This window comes from Micromonospora sp. RP3T, assembly GCF_003027925.1.
Taxonomy (GTDB): Bacteria; Actinomycetota; Actinomycetes; order Mycobacteriales; family Micromonosporaceae; genus Micromonospora.
The window spans coordinates 153,051-170,217 of record NZ_PYPS01000010.1 but is presented as its reverse complement, the minus strand read 5'-3'; the positions used below and the strand labels follow the sequence as shown (position 1 = coordinate 170,217).

15 protein-coding genes are annotated in these 17,167 nt (G+C 73.2%); 9 read left to right on the top strand and 6 right to left on the bottom strand.

What is annotated here, in order from left to right; translation table 11 throughout:
- Nucleotides 1-864, bottom strand: coding sequence for an FkbM family methyltransferase (locus C8054_RS11210; protein ID WP_158273841.1), 864 nt, complete (start codon nt 862-864; stop codon nt 1-3).
- Between the two features lie 113 nt (nt 865-977).
- Nucleotides 978-2,102, bottom strand: coding sequence for a non-hydrolyzing UDP-N-acetylglucosamine 2-epimerase (gene wecB / locus C8054_RS11205; protein WP_107156684.1), 1,125 nt, complete (start codon nt 2,100-2,102; stop codon nt 978-980).
- Nucleotides 2,103-2,293: 191 nt separating this feature from the next.
- On the opposite strand from wecB, the gene C8054_RS11200 reads away from it, so the two are divergent.
- Together C8054_RS11200 and C8054_RS11195 are read left to right on the top strand one after the other, a co-directional pair.
- Nucleotides 2,294-3,499 carry a glycosyltransferase gene (locus C8054_RS11200; RefSeq protein ID WP_199199688.1) on the top strand — a complete coding sequence of 402 codons (1,206 nt, stop codon included), beginning with the start codon at nt 2,294-2,296 and terminating at the stop codon, nt 3,497-3,499.
- The gene (locus C8054_RS11195) at nt 3,496-4,797 is read left to right on the top strand and encodes a lipopolysaccharide biosynthesis protein (RefSeq protein ID WP_146179907.1); all 1,302 of its coding nucleotides are present in this window, start codon (nt 3,496-3,498) and stop codon (nt 4,795-4,797) included. Before C8054_RS11200 ends, C8054_RS11195 begins: the two co-directional genes overlap by 4 nt.
- Here C8054_RS11195 and wzy read toward each other — a convergent pair.
- Nucleotides 4,686-6,332, bottom strand: a complete 1,647-nt coding sequence (gene wzy, locus C8054_RS11190) for an O-antigen polysaccharide polymerase Wzy (RefSeq protein ID WP_107156682.1) — start codon at nt 6,330-6,332, stop codon at nt 4,686-4,688. The genes C8054_RS11195 and wzy overlap by 112 nt on opposite strands.
- Nucleotides 6,333-6,339: 7 nt before the next feature.
- Nucleotides 6,340-7,443: a glycosyltransferase gene (locus tag C8054_RS31710; protein WP_158273840.1), complete on the bottom strand. Its 1,104-nt coding sequence runs from the start codon at nt 7,441-7,443 to the stop codon at nt 6,340-6,342.
- Between the two features lie 207 nt (nt 7,444-7,650).
- Between C8054_RS31710 and C8054_RS11175 the strand changes: the two genes are divergently transcribed.
- Both C8054_RS11175 and C8054_RS11170 read left to right on the top strand, forming a co-directional pair.
- The gene (locus C8054_RS11175) at nt 7,651-8,844 is read left to right on the top strand and encodes a glycosyltransferase family 4 protein (RefSeq protein WP_107156681.1); all 1,194 of its coding nucleotides are present in this window, start codon (nt 7,651-7,653) and stop codon (nt 8,842-8,844) included.
- A 112-nt stretch (nt 8,845-8,956) separates the two neighbouring features.
- Nucleotides 8,957-9,823 carry an NAD(+)/NADH kinase gene (locus tag C8054_RS11170; protein ID WP_107156722.1) on the top strand — a complete coding sequence of 289 codons (867 nt, stop codon included), beginning with the start codon at nt 8,957-8,959 and terminating at the stop codon, nt 9,821-9,823.
- A 3-nt stretch (nt 9,824-9,826) separates the two neighbouring features.
- On the opposite strand, the gene pgm is transcribed toward C8054_RS11170, so the two are convergent.
- Both pgm and glgC read right to left on the bottom strand, forming a co-directional pair.
- Nucleotides 9,827-11,470, bottom strand: a complete 1,644-nt coding sequence (gene pgm / locus C8054_RS11165; protein WP_107156680.1) for a phosphoglucomutase (alpha-D-glucose-1,6-bisphosphate-dependent) — start codon at nt 11,468-11,470, stop codon at nt 9,827-9,829.
- A 32-nt stretch (nt 11,471-11,502) separates the two neighbouring features.
- Nucleotides 11,503-12,735 carry a glucose-1-phosphate adenylyltransferase gene (gene glgC, locus C8054_RS11160; RefSeq protein ID WP_107156679.1) on the bottom strand — a complete coding sequence of 411 codons (1,233 nt, stop codon included), beginning with the start codon at nt 12,733-12,735 and terminating at the stop codon, nt 11,503-11,505.
- Between the two features lie 94 nt (nt 12,736-12,829).
- On the opposite strand from glgC, the gene glgA reads away from it, so the two are divergent.
- From glgA to C8054_RS11130, 5 genes are all read left to right on the top strand, one after another.
- Nucleotides 12,830-14,035: a glycogen synthase gene (gene glgA, locus C8054_RS11155; RefSeq protein WP_107156678.1), complete on the top strand. Its 1,206-nt coding sequence runs from the start codon at nt 12,830-12,832 to the stop codon at nt 14,033-14,035.
- Nucleotides 14,036-14,568: 533 nt separating this feature from the next.
- A complete protein-coding gene (locus C8054_RS11145) occupies nt 14,569-14,934 on the top strand; it encodes a helix-turn-helix domain-containing protein (protein ID WP_107156677.1) in 366 nt (121 codons plus the stop codon).
- Between the two features lie 64 nt (nt 14,935-14,998).
- The gene (locus C8054_RS11140; RefSeq protein WP_233219584.1) at nt 14,999-15,394 is read left to right on the top strand and encodes a Uma2 family endonuclease; all 396 of its coding nucleotides are present in this window, start codon (nt 14,999-15,001) and stop codon (nt 15,392-15,394) included.
- Nucleotides 15,395-15,439: 45 nt separating this feature from the next.
- Complete coding sequence (locus C8054_RS11135) at nt 15,440-16,165, top strand: bifunctional 2-polyprenyl-6-hydroxyphenol methylase/3-demethylubiquinol 3-O-methyltransferase UbiG (protein WP_107156675.1); 726 nt, start codon at nt 15,440-15,442, stop codon at nt 16,163-16,165.
- A 101-nt stretch (nt 16,166-16,266) separates the two neighbouring features.
- A complete protein-coding gene (locus C8054_RS11130; RefSeq protein WP_107156674.1) occupies nt 16,267-17,013 on the top strand; it encodes a phosphotransferase family protein in 747 nt (248 codons plus the stop codon).
- Nucleotides 17,014-17,167: the final 154 nt, after the last annotated feature.

Here is a 17,167-nt window from a genome sequence, read left to right as displayed (position 1 = left end):
TCAGGCGGACGCGCTGGCCAGGCCCGATCCCGTGCCGGCACCCGAGCCGCCCGGCCGGGAGGCGTAGACGTAGTACCGCACCCACGGCCGCGGATCGTCCGGCCGGGTGCGGAGCTGGTAACCGGCGTCGCGCAGCAGCGTGGTGACCGTGTCGAACGTCCGCTGCCAGGACTGCTCCGCCCCGGTCGCCAGGAAGTCGTGACAGGAGACGACGAGGTTGTCGACCATCGACAGATGCGGGCGGAACGCGGTGAGCACCTCCGCCTCGGCACCCTCGATGTTCATCTTCAGCAGGTCCACCCGGTCGACGCCGAGCGAGCCGAGCACGTCGACGAGGGTGCGTCCCGGCACCGCGACACCGCCGGCCTCCGCGCTGGTCAGACTGTTGGCCAGATGCAGTTGCGTGTCGTCCTCGAGGTGGACGGTCCCCGGTGTGCCCACCACCGCGCACTCCACCGCGGTGACGTTCCCCAGGCCGTTCAGCTCCACCATGCGGCGCAGGCAGGCGAAGGTGCCCGGGTGGGCCTCGACGCAGACGACCCGGCCCTCGGGACCGACCAGCCGGGAGAAGACGCGGGCCTCGCCGCCGATGCCGGCGCCGATGTCGACCACCGTGTCGCCCGGCCGGGGCCGGTAGCCGTGGAGGAAGATCTCCTCGGCGGCGTCGTCCTGGGCCCCGGCGGAGGGACCGCCGATCGTCCGGTTGACGACCAGCCCGTTGCGGTACCGGTGGACCCAGTGGTCGCCCTCGTGGCGGACCAGGCACAGCGAACGGTCGCGGACCGTCACGTACGCGGTGGCGAGCACGCTGCCCAGCCGCGGATCCAGTCGGGTGTTGACCACACCCCGCAGACGACTTCTCATCGGTCGGTTCATCGTGGACGGAACTCTCTCTCGGACGGATCGGAACTCGGCCGTTGTCGACGCGACCGACGGAAGCACAACGATCCGGACAAGTCCCCAGATACGCGGCACGGTCAGCGTCGGATGCCGGCCCAGTCGTGGTGCCGCCGCACCGTCGAGAGGATGAAGTCCACGACCCGCCGTGAGGTGTCCGGCACCCGGTAGTCGGCCGGGCAGGGCACGCCGGCCGCGATCACCTGGGCGGTGACCACCTCCACCGCCTCGACCACCGCCGGGGCGTCCAGGCCGGTCATCACGATGCCCCCGGCGTCGAGCGCCTCCGGTCGCTCGATCGACTCGCGCAACGTCACGGCCGGAAAACCGAGGATCGCCGACTCCTCGCTGATCGTGCCGCTGTCGGACAGCGTGCAGCGGGCTTCGCGTTGCAGCCGGACGTAGTCGAACAGACCGAACGGTTCGTGGAAGGCGATCCCCTCCAGCGTGCTCGGGGCCGGCGACAGCGACTCCAACCGCTTGCGGGTGCGGGGATGGGTGGAGACCAGCACCGGCAGACCCCACCGGTCCCGGACCGCGCGCAGGCAGTCCAGCAGCCGGGCGAGCCGGTCCGGACGGTCGACGTTCTCCTCCCGGTGCGCGCTGACGAGGAAGTATCCGCCGGCGGTCAGCTCCATCCGGTCGAGGACGGCGGACCGCTCGATGTCCGGGCGGTAGTGCTCCAGGACCTCCCGCATCGGCGAACCGGTGTGCAGGATCCGCCGTGGGTGCAGCCCTTCGGCGAGCAGGTTGCGCCGGGCGTGCTCGGTGTAGACCAGGTTGAAGTCCGCGACGTGGTCCACCACCCGGCGGTTGGTCTCCTCCGGGACGTTCGGGTCGAAGCAGCGGTTGCCCGCCTCCATGTGGTACACCGGGACGCCCATCCGCCGGGCCATCAGAGCGGCGATGCAGCTGTTGGTGTCGCCCAGCACCAGCAACGCGTCCGGCCGGACCTCGCGGACGGCCTCCTCGGTGCCGGTCAGCACCCCACCGAGCACGCGGCCCAGCGAGGACGTGTCCACCCCGAGGTGGCGGTCGGGTCGGCGCAGCCGCAGCTCGGTGAAGAAGATCTCCGACAGGGTCAGGTCCCAGTTCTGGCCGGTGTGCACGAGCACGTGCTCCACGGTCCGGTCCAGTCGGTCGAGCACCCTCGACAACCGGATGATCTCCGGCCGGGTGCCCACCACGGTCATCACGCGCGTCATGCTTCGTCCCCCGTCACGGCCCGGCGGCCTGCCACGGTCCAACGAGCCCGCGGTCGGACCGGTTACTCCGGCTCGCGTTTCGCGGGCGCTCGCAACCCGCGCCCCGACCGGGTCGTTCACAGGGCGAGCACTCCGGACCCCCCGGAACCCGGGGAGGTGCCGGGTCGGCGGGCGGCACGGGGGGAAATCTGGTGCGGGTCATCGTGACGATGGAGGCACGTCTGCTGCGGACGGCGGACGGCCGGGTCTGGACGCGGGGCGGCCCCGACCACACCACCTGGGCACGCTACCTGTCGGTCTTCGACGAGGTCCGCATCGTCGCCCGGGTGCAGCCCACCGACGGGACGCCGGTCGGGGCGAGCGCGGTGGACGGGCCCGGGGTGCACGTGTGGGCCGTGCCGTACTACGTCGGCCCGGGGCAGTACGTGTCCCGGTGGCGGGAGGTCAGACGCGCCGTCGGCGCCGCGATCGGGCCGCACGACGCCTGCATCCTGCGGGTGCCGTCCCAGATCGGCACGCTGATGGCGCGGGAACTGCGTCGACGCCGGCAGCCGTACGCGCTGGAGGTCATCGGCGACCCGTGGGAGGTGTTCGCGCCGGGCGTCGTCCGCCACCCGCTCCGGCCCTTCTTCCGCCGCCGGTTCGCCCGGCAGCTGGCCGGACAGTGCCGGCACGCCTCGGCGGTGTCGTACGTGACGGCACGGTCGCTCCAGGCGCGCTACCCCGCCGGCCCGGCGACCGTGTCGCTGTCCTGTTCCGACGTCGACCTGCCGGCCGAGGCGTTCGCCGCCGGGCCGCGGCCCGCCGCCGACGTGGCGCGCGCGTGGCGACTCGTCTCGGTCGGCTCGCTGGATCAGCTCTACAAGGGCGTGGACGTCCTCGTCGACGCCCTCGCCCTGCTCGCCGACCGGTCCGTCGACGTACGCCTGCGGCACGTGGGGGACGGACGGTTCCGGTCCCGGTTGGCGGAGCGGGCCGACCGGTGCGGGGTGCGGCAGCGGGTGACGTTCGTCGGCACGCTGCCCCCCGGGGACGCGGTGCGCGCGGAGTTCGATCGGGCCGACCTGCTGGTGATGCCGTCGCGTACCGAAGGGATGCCCCGTGCCCTCGTCGAGGGCATGGCCCGGGGCCTGCCGGCGATCGGGTCGGCCGTCGGTGGCATCCCGGAGGTCCTGCCCGCGGCCGACCTGGTGCCACCGGGCGACCCCGCCGCGCTCGCCGACGCGATCCAGCGGATGGTGGCGACGCCGGCGCGGATGGCCGAGGCGTCCGCTCGGAACCTGGAGACCGCGCGGACGTTCGCCGCCGAGCGGCTGACGGCCCAGCGAGACCGGTTCTACACCCTGGTCCGCGATTCCCGCCGTCGACCGGACGAGGCGCGGATGGAACGCCTGTGACGATGCTCCGGCCGCCGGGGAGAAGCCGGCGACCACCCCGCACCGTCACGGTGCTCACCTGCTCCTCGCTGATCCAGGCGGCCGGTTACGCCGCCACCGCGATGCTCTCCAGCGCCCTGCTGGGCGCGGACGGGCGCGGGCTGATGGTCCTCGGCGTCTCGATCGCGAGCCTGGTGGCGCTCCTCGTCGGCCTGGGCACCGGCGCGCAACTGCGGGCCCGCCTGCCCTCGGCCGACGACCCGGCGCTGCGCCGGCGCGTGCTGGGCGCGTACACCTGGGCGTCGCTCGGGGCGGTGCTCCTGGCCTGCACCCTGGCCGCGGGCATCTCCGCCGGCTCCGCGCGCCTGATCGACCCGGCGATGGCCGCGCCGGGATATCTCGTCGCCATCGTCGTCGTGTCGATGGCCTACACCGGCCTGACCCAGCTCCCCGATCTCTGGTACGCGACCGGCAGTTTCCGGGCGGGCACGGTCTGGGCCTCCGCCGTGGTCTGCGGCGGGCTGCTGGGCATGTCGGCCGCGACCCGGGTCGACCTCTCCGCCGACGCGCTCCTGCTGGGGCAGGGCACCGGCATGCTGGTCGTCTGCCTGGCCCAGGTCGCCCGCATGCGGCGGGCCGGGCTGCTGCCGTTCGCCCGGCCGGCGGACGAACTCCCCCGCCTCTTCCGGTTCGGCAGCCGGGCGATGGGCCTCACCGTCGGGTTGACCGTGGCGCTGCGGGCGGACCGCTACGTCCTCGGCGCGTTCGTGGACACGGCCGCCATCGGCGTCTACTCGCTCGCCGCGACCCTGGCCGAGGTCCCCCGGCTGGTGCCGATCGCCCTGGGCCAGCTCGTCAACCGGCAGGCCGCGCTCGGCCACGGCGTGGACCGGGTCCGCCGCGCCAGCCGGATGGCCCTCGTCGCCGCGGTCGCCGCCGCACTGCTGATCGGCGGCGCCGGATGGCTGACCATCGAACCCGTCTTCGGGCCCTCGTTCGCCGCCGCCGTACCGTTGCTGGGCCTGATGCTGGTCGCGGAGGTCGCCTTCACCCCGTTCACCATCACCAGCCGGGCGCTCCTCGGCGCGGGGCGGATGACCGCGGCGGGCGCGTTGGGGATCGGCGGTGGCCTCAGCGCCCTCACCGCATACCTGATCCTCATCCCGCTGTGGGGGACGGTCGGCGCGGCCGTGGCCTCACTGACCGTCTACACGGGCCTGTCCGTGGCGGGCTCGGTCCTCGTCCGCCGGCTCCTGGGCGAATCCGTGCCGGAAGCCTCCGCCGCCCCTGCCGACCAGCGGCCGCGCACGTACGCCTGACCCCCGTCGCGACGAACGCGCGCTCCGGCCGCCGTCGGGACGGGCGGCGTGGACCCCTCGTCACCGGCCCCGGGCGCTGCCGCCGGCCGGTCACCGACGCGCCCGGCTCGAAAGTCCAGGAGAAGCCCGACCCCGACCGCCACCAGGCATCCGACCGTCTGGACCAGGACCGGCGAGAAGTCGTTCCGGCTCCACACCAACAGCGTGTAGGCGAACATCCCGGTCACGAACCCGGCCCGGGAGGAGTCCGGGCGGGAGTCCAGCAGACCGGCGACGACACCGATGAGCGCCATCACCACCAGCACCCCGAGGATGCCGGCGGCCCGGTAGGACTCCGCGACCGGAGAACCGCCGAGGGGCCCGAGCCGGTCCATGATGGTGGTCATGAACACGCGGGGGTCGTGGTCGACCGGGGTGACCGGCAGGCCGAGCGCGCGACCGAGCACGAGGCGCTCGAACGGCGCCGCGTAGGTGCCCCATCCGACGAACGGCAGCGCGTCCGACGCGTGCCATTCCCGGGCGGCCACCACGGTCTGGAGCGTGCTGCCCAGCTCGGCGAGGCCGTCCGCGGGGTTCAGGCGGACGGCGGAGAAATTCGCCACCGCCACTCCCTCGAGGCGGATCTGGCGCACCACGGAGCCGGCCAGCAACGCGGCGGTCAGGGCGAGGACGTGCCAGGCCCGCACCCGGATGGTCCGCCGCCGGGCGGCCGCCACCAACCACGCCGCCACGGCGAACACCGACTCGCCGCGGAACCCGATGGTGAACGACACCAGGCTGAACGCCAGGAAGAGGTAGAGCGCCCACTTCCGCTGGGTGTCGTTGCGGCTGAAGCCGAGTGCGCTGAAGCCGAGCCCGATGAGGATGAAGCCGGTCGACAGCAGCGGCATGTCGACGTAGGCGCGCATCGACAGGTAGTCCTCGGTGAACACGGTGTTGACGCCCCGCCCCGCCACCTGCTCCGCCCACAGGACGAGCCCGACGACGAGCAGCAGCAGGGACACGGTGCTGATGCCCGTCCGGCCGGTGACCACCGGCGGACGGACGACACCCGGGCGGAAGCCGACGAGCGTCACCACCGCGTAGCCCGTCACGAACGCCAGGATGCCGATCGACACCGTGATGATCGCCGGGGCCAGCATCTGGCTCGTCAACCACAGCGAGTCGCCGTTCGGGCCGTTCACGTACAGCGTCGGTCGCCACCGCAGGATGAGGTACGGGAGCTGTCCACAGTGGAACAGCACCAGCACCAGCAGGTACACGAACCCGAGGGTGAGGCGTCGGCCCACGATGAGTCGCGCCGTCACGACCATGGCGCCGACGGCCACCGCGGTGGTGAAGATCGCCGCCGACTGGACCGAGACGCTCAACGCGTCCTGGAAGCGGAGGGTCAGCGTCAGCAGCACGACGCCGACCGCGGCGACCCAGATCGACAGGACCCGGTCGGGATGGCAGCCGGCCCGCGTTCCGGTGACGATCGCCCGGGCCGCCGGACCGGAGTGGTCCGTCCCGGTCCTGTGCACGGTCGCGGTCATCTCGCGTTCAATCCGCAGTTCCTCCGACGCCGCCGACCGCCTCCAGGATCTGGTCCGCGTGGAACGCCGCGACGTCCTCCCGCTGCCACGCCCGCAGGGACTCCGGCCTGATCTGCACCGTTCGGGCACGGAGCTGGGCGAGCAGAGCCAGCGAGAGGGCGGTGGCGTCCGGCGGCGCCAGGAGCAGCCCCTCCCGCACGTGCCGGGCGACGGCCCGGGTGCCGCGATTGTCGACCCCGACCACGGGAGTGCCGACCACGAGCGCCTCGGTGACGACCAGCGGGAACCCCTCCCGCAGGCTGGTCAGCAGCACCACGTCGGCCGCCGCCAGCTCGGCGGCCGGGTCGTCGGTCCACCCGGTGGGCACGATGCCCGCCTCCTCCGGCGGCGCCCATGACGGTTCGCGGGCCACCGTGGAACCGACGATCCGCAGTTGCAGGTCCGGGCGCGTCTGCCGGGCGAGCCGCCACGCGGCGACGGCCAGGTCGAGGTTCTTGTCGGGGGTCAGGCGGCCCATGATCAGGACACGTGGCGCGCCGCGCCCACCCTCGCCGACCAGCCGGCGCGCCGCGCGCAGCCCGACCACGTCCACCCCGGCCCCGCCGCACGGGGCGAGCCGGACCTCGCTGCGCGGCGCGAGGCGGCGGTACGACGCCTGGTCGTCCGGGTTCTCGGTGACATACCACGGAGTGAACCTGGCCGACGCGCTCTCCACCGCGGCGAAGATCCGCCCGGACCGGCCGGACGCCCCGAAGAGCGTGCCGTGCACGACGGCCAGGTGCCGGGTCCGGGTGGCCCGGGCGACGACCCGGCCCAGCGCGATGGCGTACGGCGTGTGCAGGTGCAGCAGCGCGGGCCGCTCGTCGCGGACGATCCGCGCCAGGTCCCGACCGGCGCGGACGAGACCGCCGAGCCCGGCCCGCCGGAAGGGGGTGATCTCGTGGACCTCGTCGAAGCTACGACGGAGCGACGGGGGGACGCTGCCGCGCCCGGCCACCGCGACCCGGCGGAAGCCGTGCGACTCCAGCGCCCGGGAGACCGGGGCGACCACGCCCTCCAGCGTCAGGCCCAGCGCGGCGACGAACAGCACGGTGGGCGGCGGCTGGGCCACCGACCGCCGCTCACCCGGCCGTGTACTGCCTCGAACCCGCATCAGGTCCCTTTCCTGTCTCACGACGGCCCGCCCGACGGCCGGATCGGCCCCGCCCGGCATTCCGGTCGCCACGTCGTGTCGCTTGAGGTCAACGAACCACCGGACGGGTGGTGATGCCGCGGACGGCCGGCGCGACCTCCGCCCGGGGAGATCGTTGAGCACCACATGTCCGCCCGTGAGATCGGCGTGCCGCCGACCGCCGACCACCGACCACCGGCGCGATGCCTCGCGGTCGCCCGCGTGCTGGGTTCGCTGGACACCGGCGGCACCGAGCTGCGGGCGCTGGAGATCGTTCCCCGGCTGCGGGAGGCCGGGGTGGCCACCCATTTCGTGACCATCACCGGTCGGCGGGGCGCCAACGCCGCGGCGGCCGAGCGGGCCGGCGCCCACGTCCACCCGCTGCCGCTCGGCCCGTCGTTCCCGGTGCGCTTCGTCCGCCTCCTCCGGCGGCTCGGGATCCGGGTGGTGCACGCCGACGTGCACACCTTCTCGGGGGCGATCCTGCTGCTCGCCGCCATCGCCGGCGTACCGGTCCGCATCGCGCACTTCCACTCCGACGGCGACGGGTGGCCGGACACCGTGCGACGCCGCGTCCAACGTGCCGTGATGCGGAAGCTGATCTCGACGTTCGCCACCGACGTCCTCGGCGTCGCGCCGAGTTCGCTGGCCGGTGGCTACGACGCCGACTGGCCGTCAGATCCCCGGTGCCGGGTCGTGCCGACCGGGCCCGACGTGGATCGGCTGCGCCGGCTCCCGGAGTCGGATCTGCGGGCCGAGGTGGGCGCGGCGCCCGACGACCTGCTCTGCCTCTTCGTCGGTCGACCCGACCCGGTCAAGCGCCGCCCGATGCTGCCCCGGATCGTCGCCGCCCTGGCGGCACGCGGTGTGCCGGCCCGCGTCGTCGTCGTGGGACCGCACGAGCCGGACGCCGACGAGGAGGTCCGACGGACCGCCCGTACGCACCACGTCGAGGACCGGGTGCACCTGCTCGGCGCCCGCGACGACATCGGCGCGTTGCTGCGCCAGGCCGACGTGATGATCCATCCGGCGAGTCGGGAAGGGCTGCCCGGGGTGGTGCTCGAAGCGGTCGCGACCGGCACTCCGGTCGTCGCCACCGACCTGCCCGGCGTGCGGTACATCGGCGACGAACTGGGTGGGGTGTCCCTGGTGGACGTGGACGCGCCGCCCGAGCGCTGGGCCGAGCGGGTGATCTCCCTCGCGCTCACCCCGGGCCGGGACCGGGACGTGGAGGCCGCGCTGCGGCGGTACGAGGCGAGCAGCTTCGCGCCCGAGGCGCTCCGGCGGGAGTTCCTGGCGACGTACCGGGCACCGGTCGGTGACGGTGCCGCCCACCACTGAACGCCGTCTTCGCCGGGCGGGCCGCCCGCCGGTGTGGTGAGCTGTATCGGTGGCGGGGTATGTGTTCGGGCTGGTGCTGCACCCGACCCGGGACGTCTCCGAGGTGGTGGAGATGATCGTGGGCTGGGCCACCCGGCACGGCAAGACGCTTGCCGTACGCGCCGAGGACCGGCACCGCGTGCCGCCCTCGGTGGCGGCGGTGCCCGCCGACGCGCTGGCCGCGCAGAGCGACGCGCTGATCAGCATCGGCGGGGACGGCACCATGCTCGGCGCGTTGCGGCTGGCCGTGCGGGACCCGAAGCCGGTGCTCGGGGTGCACCTGGGCCGGGTCGGTTTCCTGGTCGAGGTGCAGCCGCCCGATCTGCCCCGGGCGCTGGAGCGGCTGGTGGCGCACGACTTCACCATCGAGTCGCACGCCTGCCTGGCCTGTGACGTGTGCGGCGACGACGTGGTGGCGTTCAACGACATCGCGCTGGTCCGGCAGCCGGGGGCCGGCTTCGTCACCGCCACGCTCGCGGTGGACGACCAGCGGTACGGCTACTACCGGTGCGACGCGATCGTGGTGAGCACGCCGACCGGCTCGACCGCGTACAGCTACGCCGCCGGCGGCCCGCTGGTCTCGCCGGCCACGGAGGCGCTGGTGGTGACGCCGTCGGCGCCGATGGCCGGGATCTCCCGGTCGGTGCTGCTCTCCCCGCACGAGAGCGTCCATCTGGAGCTGCGGCCGGACTCGGCGCCGGTGGCGGTGGAGATGGACGGGCTGCTGATCCGCGAGGCGGCGACCGGCGGGTCGGTGCACGTCCGGTACGTTCGCGACGCCGGCCGGGTGGTCCGCCTCGACCCGCGCCGCTACCAGGAACGCAACCAGCTCAAGCTGAGCCTGCTGGACCTGCCGCTGCTGCCCGACCAGCTCCGCGAGCTGCTGCCGGACGGGCTGCGGGAGCAGCTCAACCGTCGTGAGCTGCCCCCGGACCGCTGACCGTCAGGCCGTGCCGAGCACGCCGTCGACCAGTGCCTTCGCCTCGTCCTGGATGCGGGCCAGGTGCTCCGGCCCCTGGAACGACTCGGCATAGATCTTGTAGACGTCCTCGGTGCCCGACGGCCGGGCCGCGAACCAGCCCGACTCGGTGGTCACCTTCAGCCCGCCGATCGACGCGCCGTTGCCCGGGGCGCTGGTGAGCGTGGCGGTGATCGGCTCGCCGGCCAGTTCGGTGGCGGTCACCTGCTCCGGCGAGAGCTTGCCGAGGACGGCCTTCTGCTCCCGGCTGGCCGGTGCGTCGATCCGGGCGTAGGCGGGCGCGCCGAACCGCTCGGCCAGCTCGGCCCAGTGTTCGCTGGGCGTGCGCCCGGTCACCGCGATGATCTCGGCGGCCAGCAGGCAGAGCAGGATGCCGTCCTTGTCGGTGGTCCAGGTGCTGCCGTCACGGCGCAGGAAGGACGCGCCGGCGCTCTCCTCGCCGCCGAAGCCGACAGTGCCGTCGAGCAGGCCGGGCACGAACCACTTGAAGCCGACCGGCACCTCCAGCAGCGGCCGGCCCAGGTCGGCCGCGACCCGGTCGATCATCGAGGAGGAGACCAGCGTCTTGCCCACCGCCGCGGCCGGGCTCCACCGCTGGCGGGTACGGAACAGGTGGCCGATCGCCACCGCCAGGTAGTGGTTGGGGTTCATCAGCCCGCCGTCGGGCGTGACGATGCCGTGGCGGTCGGCGTCGGCGTCGTTGCCGGTGGAGACCGCGAAGCGGTCCCGGGCGGCGATCAGCGAGGCCATCGCGTTCGGTGAGGAGCAGTCCATCCGGATCTTGCCGTCGCCGTCGAGCGTCATGAACCGCCAGGTCGGGTCCACCTCCGGGTTGATCACCGTGAGGTCGAGGCGGTGCCGCTCGGCGATCTCCCCCCAGTACGCGACGCTCGCCCCGCCCATCGGGTCGGCCCCGACGCGCACCCCGGCGTCCCGGATCGCGTCGATGTCCAGCACGGCGGGCAGATCGTCGACGTACCGGGCGAGGAAGTCGTACTCCCCGGTGGTGTCGGCGGCGCGGGCCCGCGCGTACGGGATGCGCTTCACCTCCTTGAGCCCGGCGGCGAGGATGGCGTTCGCGCGGTCCTGGATCCACTTCGTGACGTCGGTGTCGGCGGGCCCGCCGTTTGTGGGGTTGTACTTGAACCCGCCGTCGGACGGCGGGTTGTGCGACGGGGTGATCACGATGCCGTCGGCGAGGCCCGACGTGCGGCCCCGGTTGTGGGTGAGGATGGCGTGCGACGCCGCCGGGGTCGGGGTGTAGCCGTCCCGGCTGTCGCGCAGCACGGTGACGTCGTTCGCGGCCAGCACCTCCAGCGCGTCGACCTCGGCCGGCGCGGAGAGCGCGTGCGTGTCCCGGGCCAGGAACAGCGGGCCGTCCACGCCGTGCTCCCGCCGGTAGTCGCAGAGCGCCTGCGTCACCGCGAGGATGTGGTCGGAGTTGAACGCGTTGCGCAGGCTCGACCCGCGGTGCCCGGAGGTGCCGAAGGAGACCTGCTGCGCCGGGTCGTCCGGGTCCGGGTGCTCGGCGTAGTAGGCGGTGACCAGCCGGGGCACGTCGACCAGGTCGGCGGGCTCGGCGGGCTGCCCGGCACGGGGGTGGGCCACTGCGGGATCCTCCTCGGGTTGGATGGGGCCGGTCAGGGCTCGACGCGCTGGCCCTTGCCGATGACGACGATGCCGTTGTCGGAGACGGTGTAGCGCTGGCGGTCCTTCTCCAGGTCGACGCCGATCTCGGCGCCCTCCGGAACGTAGACGTTCTTGTCCAGGATCGCGCGGCGGACGACCGCGTGCCGGCCGATCTCGACGCCCTCCATCAGCACCGCGCCGTCGACGTGCGCCCAGGAGTGCACCTTGGCCTTCGGCGAGACGACCGAGTTCTCCACCAGCGAGCCGGAGATCACCGCGCCGGGCGAGACCATCGAGCCGACCGCCCGGCCGACCCGCTCACCCCACTGGTGGACGAACTTGGCCGGCGGGTACGGCGGCTGGTCGGTGTAGATCGGCCAGTCGAAGTTGTAGAGGTTGAACACCGGGTGCACGTTGATCAGATCCATGTGCGCGTCGTAGAACGAGTCGAGCGTCCCCACGTCGCGCCAGTAGCCGCGGTCCCGGTCGGTGCTGCCCGGCACCTCGTTGTCCTTGAAGTCGTAGACGTTGGCCTCGCCGCGCTCGACCAGCATCGGGATGATGCTGCCGCCCATGTCGTGCTTGCTCGTCTTGTCCTCCGCGTCGCGCTCGACCGCCTCGCAGAGCGCGCCGGTGGAGAACACGTAGTTGCCCATCGAGGCGTAGATCTGGTCGGGCGCGTCGGGCAGCCCCACCGCGTCGGTGGGCTTCTCCCGGAACGCCCGGATCCGCTTGCCGTCCTCGCCGACCTCGATCACGCCGAACTGGTCGGCCATGCTCAGCGGCTGGCGGATGCCGGCCACTGTCACCCCGGCGCCGGAGGCGATGTGGTCCTCCACCATCTGCCGGGGGTCCATCCGGTAGATGTGGTCGGCGCCGAAGACGATCACGTAGTCGGGCTGCTCGTCGTTGATCAGGTTGAAGCTCTGGTAGATCGCGTCGGCCGAGCCGGCGAACCACCACGGGCCGCGGCGCTGCTGCGCCGGCACCGGCGTGACGTAGTTGCCGAGCAGCGTCGACATCCGCCAGGTCTTGGTGATGTGACGGTCGAGGGAGTGGGACTTGTACTGGGTCAGCACGACGATCTTGAGAAAGCCGGCGTTCGCCAGGTTGGAGAGGACGAAGTCGACCATGCGGTACATCCCGCCGAAGGGGACGGCCGGCTTCGCCCGGTCGGTGGTCAGGGGCATCAGGCGCTTGCCCTCCCCGCCGGCCAGGACGATCGCGAGCACCTTGGCAGCCATGGTCAGACGCTATCCACCCGGACGCGACTTCACCACTCGGACGGCCACACTTGCGTACCCGGTGCGATCCGGCGGTCTGCACTAGGGTGCGGGCATGGCACCGATGCGCGTCGACCTGCTCACCCGTGAATACCCGCCGGAGGTCTACGGCGGGGCCGGGGTGCACGTGGAATACCTGGCCCGCGAGCTGCGCCGCCTCGCCGACGTGCGGGTGCACTGCTTCGGCGCGCCGCGCGACTCCCCGGGCGTCACCGCGTACGCCGAGCCGGCCGGGCTGGCCGGCGCGAACGCCGCGCTGCGCGTCATGGGCGTCGACCTGGAGATGGCCGCCGGCACCGCCGGCACCGACGTGGTGCACAGCCACACCTGGTACGCCAACCTGGCCGGGCACACCGCGAAGCTGCTGCACGGGGTGCCGCACGTGGTGAGCGCGCACAGCCTGGAGCCGCTGCGCCCGTGGAAGGCCGAGCAGCTCGGCGGCGGGTACGCGCTCTCCTCCTGGTGCGAGCGGACCGCGTACGAGAGCGCCGACGCGATCATCGCGGTGAGCGCGGGCATGCGGCGCGACGTGCTCACCGCGTACCCGGCGGTGGACCCGGACCGGGTCCGGGTGGTCTACAACGGCATCGACACCGCGCAGTACGCCCCGGACCGGAACACCGACGTGCTCGACCGGCTCGGCATCGACCCGGCCCGGCCCAGCGTGGTCTACGTCGGGCGGATCACCCGGCAGAAGGGCCTGCCGTACCTGCTGCGCGCGGCCCGGGAGCTGCCCGCCGACACCCAGCTCGTGCTGCTGGCCGGCGCACCGGACACGCCGGAGATCGGCGCCGAGGTGGAGGAACTGGCCGCCGAGCTGCGGGCGAAGCGCTCGGGCGTGGTCTGGGTGGCGGCGATGCTGCCCAAGCACGAGGTGATCCAGGTGCTCACGCACGCCACGATCTTCGTCTGCCCGTCCGTCTACGAGCCGATGGGCATCGTCAACCTGGAGGCGATGGCCTGCGAGACGGCCGTGGTGGCCACCGCCACCGGCGGCATCCCGGAGGTCGTCGCCGACGGCGAAACCGGGCTGCTGGTGCCGATCGAGCAGGCCGCCGACGGCTCCGGCACGCCACGGGACCCGGAACGCTTCGTGGCCGACCTGGCCGCCCGGATGAACGAGCTACTGGCCGACCCGGCGCGGATCGCCGCGTTCGGCGCGGCAGGCCGGCGGCGCGCCGTGGAGCACTTCTCCTGGCCCGCCATCGCCGACCAGACGCTCGCCCTCTACCACTCCGTGCAAGGCGGGGCCCCTTCTTGACGCCTCCGGTAGAGGCGGGGCCCCTTGTTGACCGGGGACGCGGTTGATGATCCTGTCGACCAGTTCCGGCGTCCATTCCACGTACTCGATCTCGGCGCCGCCCGCGTGCCGGGCGTAGAGGTAACGACCGGTCGGGCTGGCAGCCTCCGGTGTGGTGACCTCGCCGCCGGCGGCGTGCAGCTCCGCGACGACCGTGTCCAGGTTGTCGACGATCACGGTGGCCGAGGCGTGCGCGTAGCGGGCCCGCTCCGTGGCTGGACCGGCGATCACCAGGAAGTCACCGATCGCGGCCAGTTCGATCGCGCCGAACCCGAACCGTAGGTCCGGCTCCGCACCGGTAAGGGTCCGCAGCAGCGGCAGCGAGGTGTCCAGGTCGTCCACCCACAGCCGGGCGTACGTTTTGAGAACGGTCATGCTTTTCCCCTCATCAAGGTTCTGGCCAGACCGTAGGACAATGATTCCGAACAGGTAAAGTACGCACTTTTTGGTAAGAGGCGGCACACGTGAGCGGTTTTCACCGGGCGGATGACGTCGTGGGCACGCCGACGGCGACCGATGTGGCGCGGGTGCAGGCGGTCGCCCGGGAGGTGTTCGGCGTGGTGGGCACCAAGTGGGCGCTGCCGGTGATCGAGGCCATCGGCCCGGACTCACCCCGCTTCGGCGAGTTGCACCGGCAGGTGACCGGTATCAGCCACCGGTTGCTCACCGTGACGCTGCGGCAGTTGGAGCAGCAGGGGCTGGTCCACCGGACGCTCCACCCGACTGTGCCACCTCGGACCGAGTACCGGCTCACCACTGCCGGGCGGGACATGCACGACACGATCAACGGCTTCTGTCGATGGAGCCGCCGCCACCTGGACGAGGTGTTGGCCGCGCGCCGACGGTTCGATCGACCCTGAGCGCCGGTCCGACGCCAGGACGAAGGAGGGGGCCCGGTTCAACGCATTCGGTAGAGGCAGGTCCTTGCTCAACCGGTGTCGACCGGCCGGCGAGCGCGCCGGGGCGGACCACATCGCCCAAGCGGTCGGGCTGCGTATCCCGGGCCGGCGCGGCGGGGTCGGCGGACGCATCCCCGATCTGGTGGTCTGGAGCAAGGCCCAGGTCGATGGTGTGTGGCTGCCGGCGGCCGACGTCCTTCTCGTCGCCGAGATCGTCTCGCCAGGATCCGACGGCATCGACACGGTGACCAAGCGGAGCGAGTACGCCGCCGCCGGCATCCCGCAGTACTGGATCGTGGAGCAGGATCCGGCACAGACGGTCACGATGCACCGCCTGGCGGGCGAGCGCTACGAGGTGCGCGCGACCATGCCGCTCGCCTGGGTGCTCAACACCGGCCCGGTCGAGTACGACCTCGGCTGAGAACTCCGTCGCCGAGGCGCGGCACCAGGGGCTACGGTCGGCCGGATGCTCGATGCGATCTTCGCCCATCCGCGTCTCGCGGCGATCTACGACGCGTTCGACGACGACCGTGGTGACCTGGCCGCCTACCTGACGGTCGCCGGTGAGCTGGGCGCCCGCACGGTGCTCGACGTGGGATGCGGGACCGGGTCGCTGGCGGTGCTGCTCGCCCGGCACGGTCACGCGGTCGTCGGCGTCGACCCGGCCGGGGCGTCCCTCGACGTCGCCCGCGCCAAGGACGGCGCGGACCGGGTCCGCTGGCTGCACGGCGACGCCACCGCGCTGCCGGCGCTCGACGCCGACCTGGCCACGATGACCGGGAACGTGGCCCAGGTGTTCCTGACCGACACCGACTGGGCCCGCACGCTCCACGGCATCCGTGCCGCGCTCCGCCCGCACGGGCACCTCGTCTTCGAGACCCGGCGGCCCGAGCGGCGGGCCTGGGAGGAGTGGGCCACCACGGCTCCGGTCACCCGGGACGTCCCGGGCGTCGGGCCGGTGGAGCAGCACCTCCACGTCACCGGCGTCGACCTGCCGCTGGTGTCGTTCCGGCACACGTACCGGTTCCTCGCCGACGGCGCGGTCCTCACCTCGGACTCGACGCTGCGGTTCCGCGACCGCGACGAGGTCGAGTCGAGCCTCGCCACCAACGGCTACCGGGTCCTCGACGTGCGGCAGGCGCCCGACCGCCCCGACCGGGAGTTCGTGTTCGTCGCCCAACGGTCGCCCTAAGCCGGACACCGAAGCCCGCTGATCCGGATGACCGGCGGACACGTCCGGCCCGCCCGCAAACTCCGACGACATCGACGCCCGCCCACGCCAGGATGGCCGGTATGGCAGACGTTGAAGTCGTCGTCGCCCACCGCCAGCGCGTGACGCTGCGCGTCGGCGACGTGTTCCTGAAGATCGACGGAGACCCGTCGCACGCCGACGTCGAGGTGCGGGCGATGGCCCTCGCGCCGATACCGACCCCGGCGGTCCGCTGGCACGAGCCGCCCGTACTCGCGATCGCCGCCGTGCCCGGCACGGCGCTCGGCCTCCTCGGCGAACCGTCGCCCGCGTCGCCGTCGGCGTGGGCCGCCACGGGGGCCGCCGTCCGGCGGTTGCACGACGCGCCGTTGCCGCCGTGGCCGGGACGCCGGCTCGACGACGTGGCGGCGGAACTCGACAGCGAGTGCGCGTGGCTGCTCGCCAACGCCGTCCTGCCCGCCGAGGTGATCCGGCGCAACCGGGAGATCGCCGGGGCCGCGCTCCGGCCGCGGAAACCGGTGTTCGTCCACGGCGACCTCCAGATCACCCACGTGTTCGTCGACGGCGACGAGGTCACCGGCGTCATCGACTGGTCCGAGGCCGCTCCCGGCGACGCCATGGCCGACCTCGCGACGCTGACGCTCGGGCACGAGGAACGCCTGGACGACCTGCTCGCGGGCTACGGCGCCGGCGCGGACCGGGAGGTGATCCGCGCCTGGTGGTCGCTGCGCAGCCTGGTGGCGTCACGCTGGCTGATCGAGCACGGCTTCGACCCGGACGCGCCGGGGTGCGAGTTCGACGTGCTCCGGGCCCGGATGCGGGAGCCCTAGGCGGGCCGGCCGGCGGTGGGACGGGGCAGGCCGGGCGGGGCGGCCGGCGACCGCGCGCCCGGCTGCTTTGCTCGTCACCGGCCCGCGCCGCGCGGTCGAGCAGTTCGCGGGCGGCGGCCGGGAGGTGGTAGCGGGCGAGCGCGGCACGCAGACG

What these genes read in the sequence shown, in the direction of transcription:
- glgA (WP_107156678.1), top strand. Translation starts at nt 12,830, where the DNA reads ATGGCACCGATGCGCGTCGACCTGCTCACCCGTGAATACCCGCCGGAG.
- C8054_RS11170 (WP_107156722.1), top strand. Translation starts at nt 8,957, where the DNA reads ATGATCGTGGGCTGGGCCACCCGGCACGGCAAGACGCTTGCCGTACGC.
- wzy (WP_107156682.1), bottom strand. Translation starts at nt 6,332, where the DNA reads ATGACCGCGACCGTGCACAGGACCGGGACGGACCACTCCGGTCCGGCG.
- C8054_RS11175 (WP_107156681.1), top strand. Translation starts at nt 7,651, where the DNA reads ATGTCCGCCCGTGAGATCGGCGTGCCGCCGACCGCCGACCACCGACCA.
- wecB (WP_107156684.1), bottom strand. Translation starts at nt 2,102, where the DNA reads ATGACGCGCGTGATGACCGTGGTGGGCACCCGGCCGGAGATCATCCGG.
- glgC (WP_107156679.1), bottom strand. Translation starts at nt 12,735, where the DNA reads ATGGCTGCCAAGGTGCTCGCGATCGTCCTGGCCGGCGGGGAGGGCAAG.
- C8054_RS11130 (WP_107156674.1), top strand. Translation starts at nt 16,267, where the DNA reads ATGGCAGACGTTGAAGTCGTCGTCGCCCACCGCCAGCGCGTGACGCTG.
- C8054_RS11135 (WP_107156675.1), top strand. Translation starts at nt 15,440, where the DNA reads ATGCTCGATGCGATCTTCGCCCATCCGCGTCTCGCGGCGATCTACGAC.
- C8054_RS11210 (WP_158273841.1), bottom strand. Translation starts at nt 864, where the DNA reads ATGAGAAGTCGTCTGCGGGGTGTGGTCAACACCCGACTGGATCCGCGG.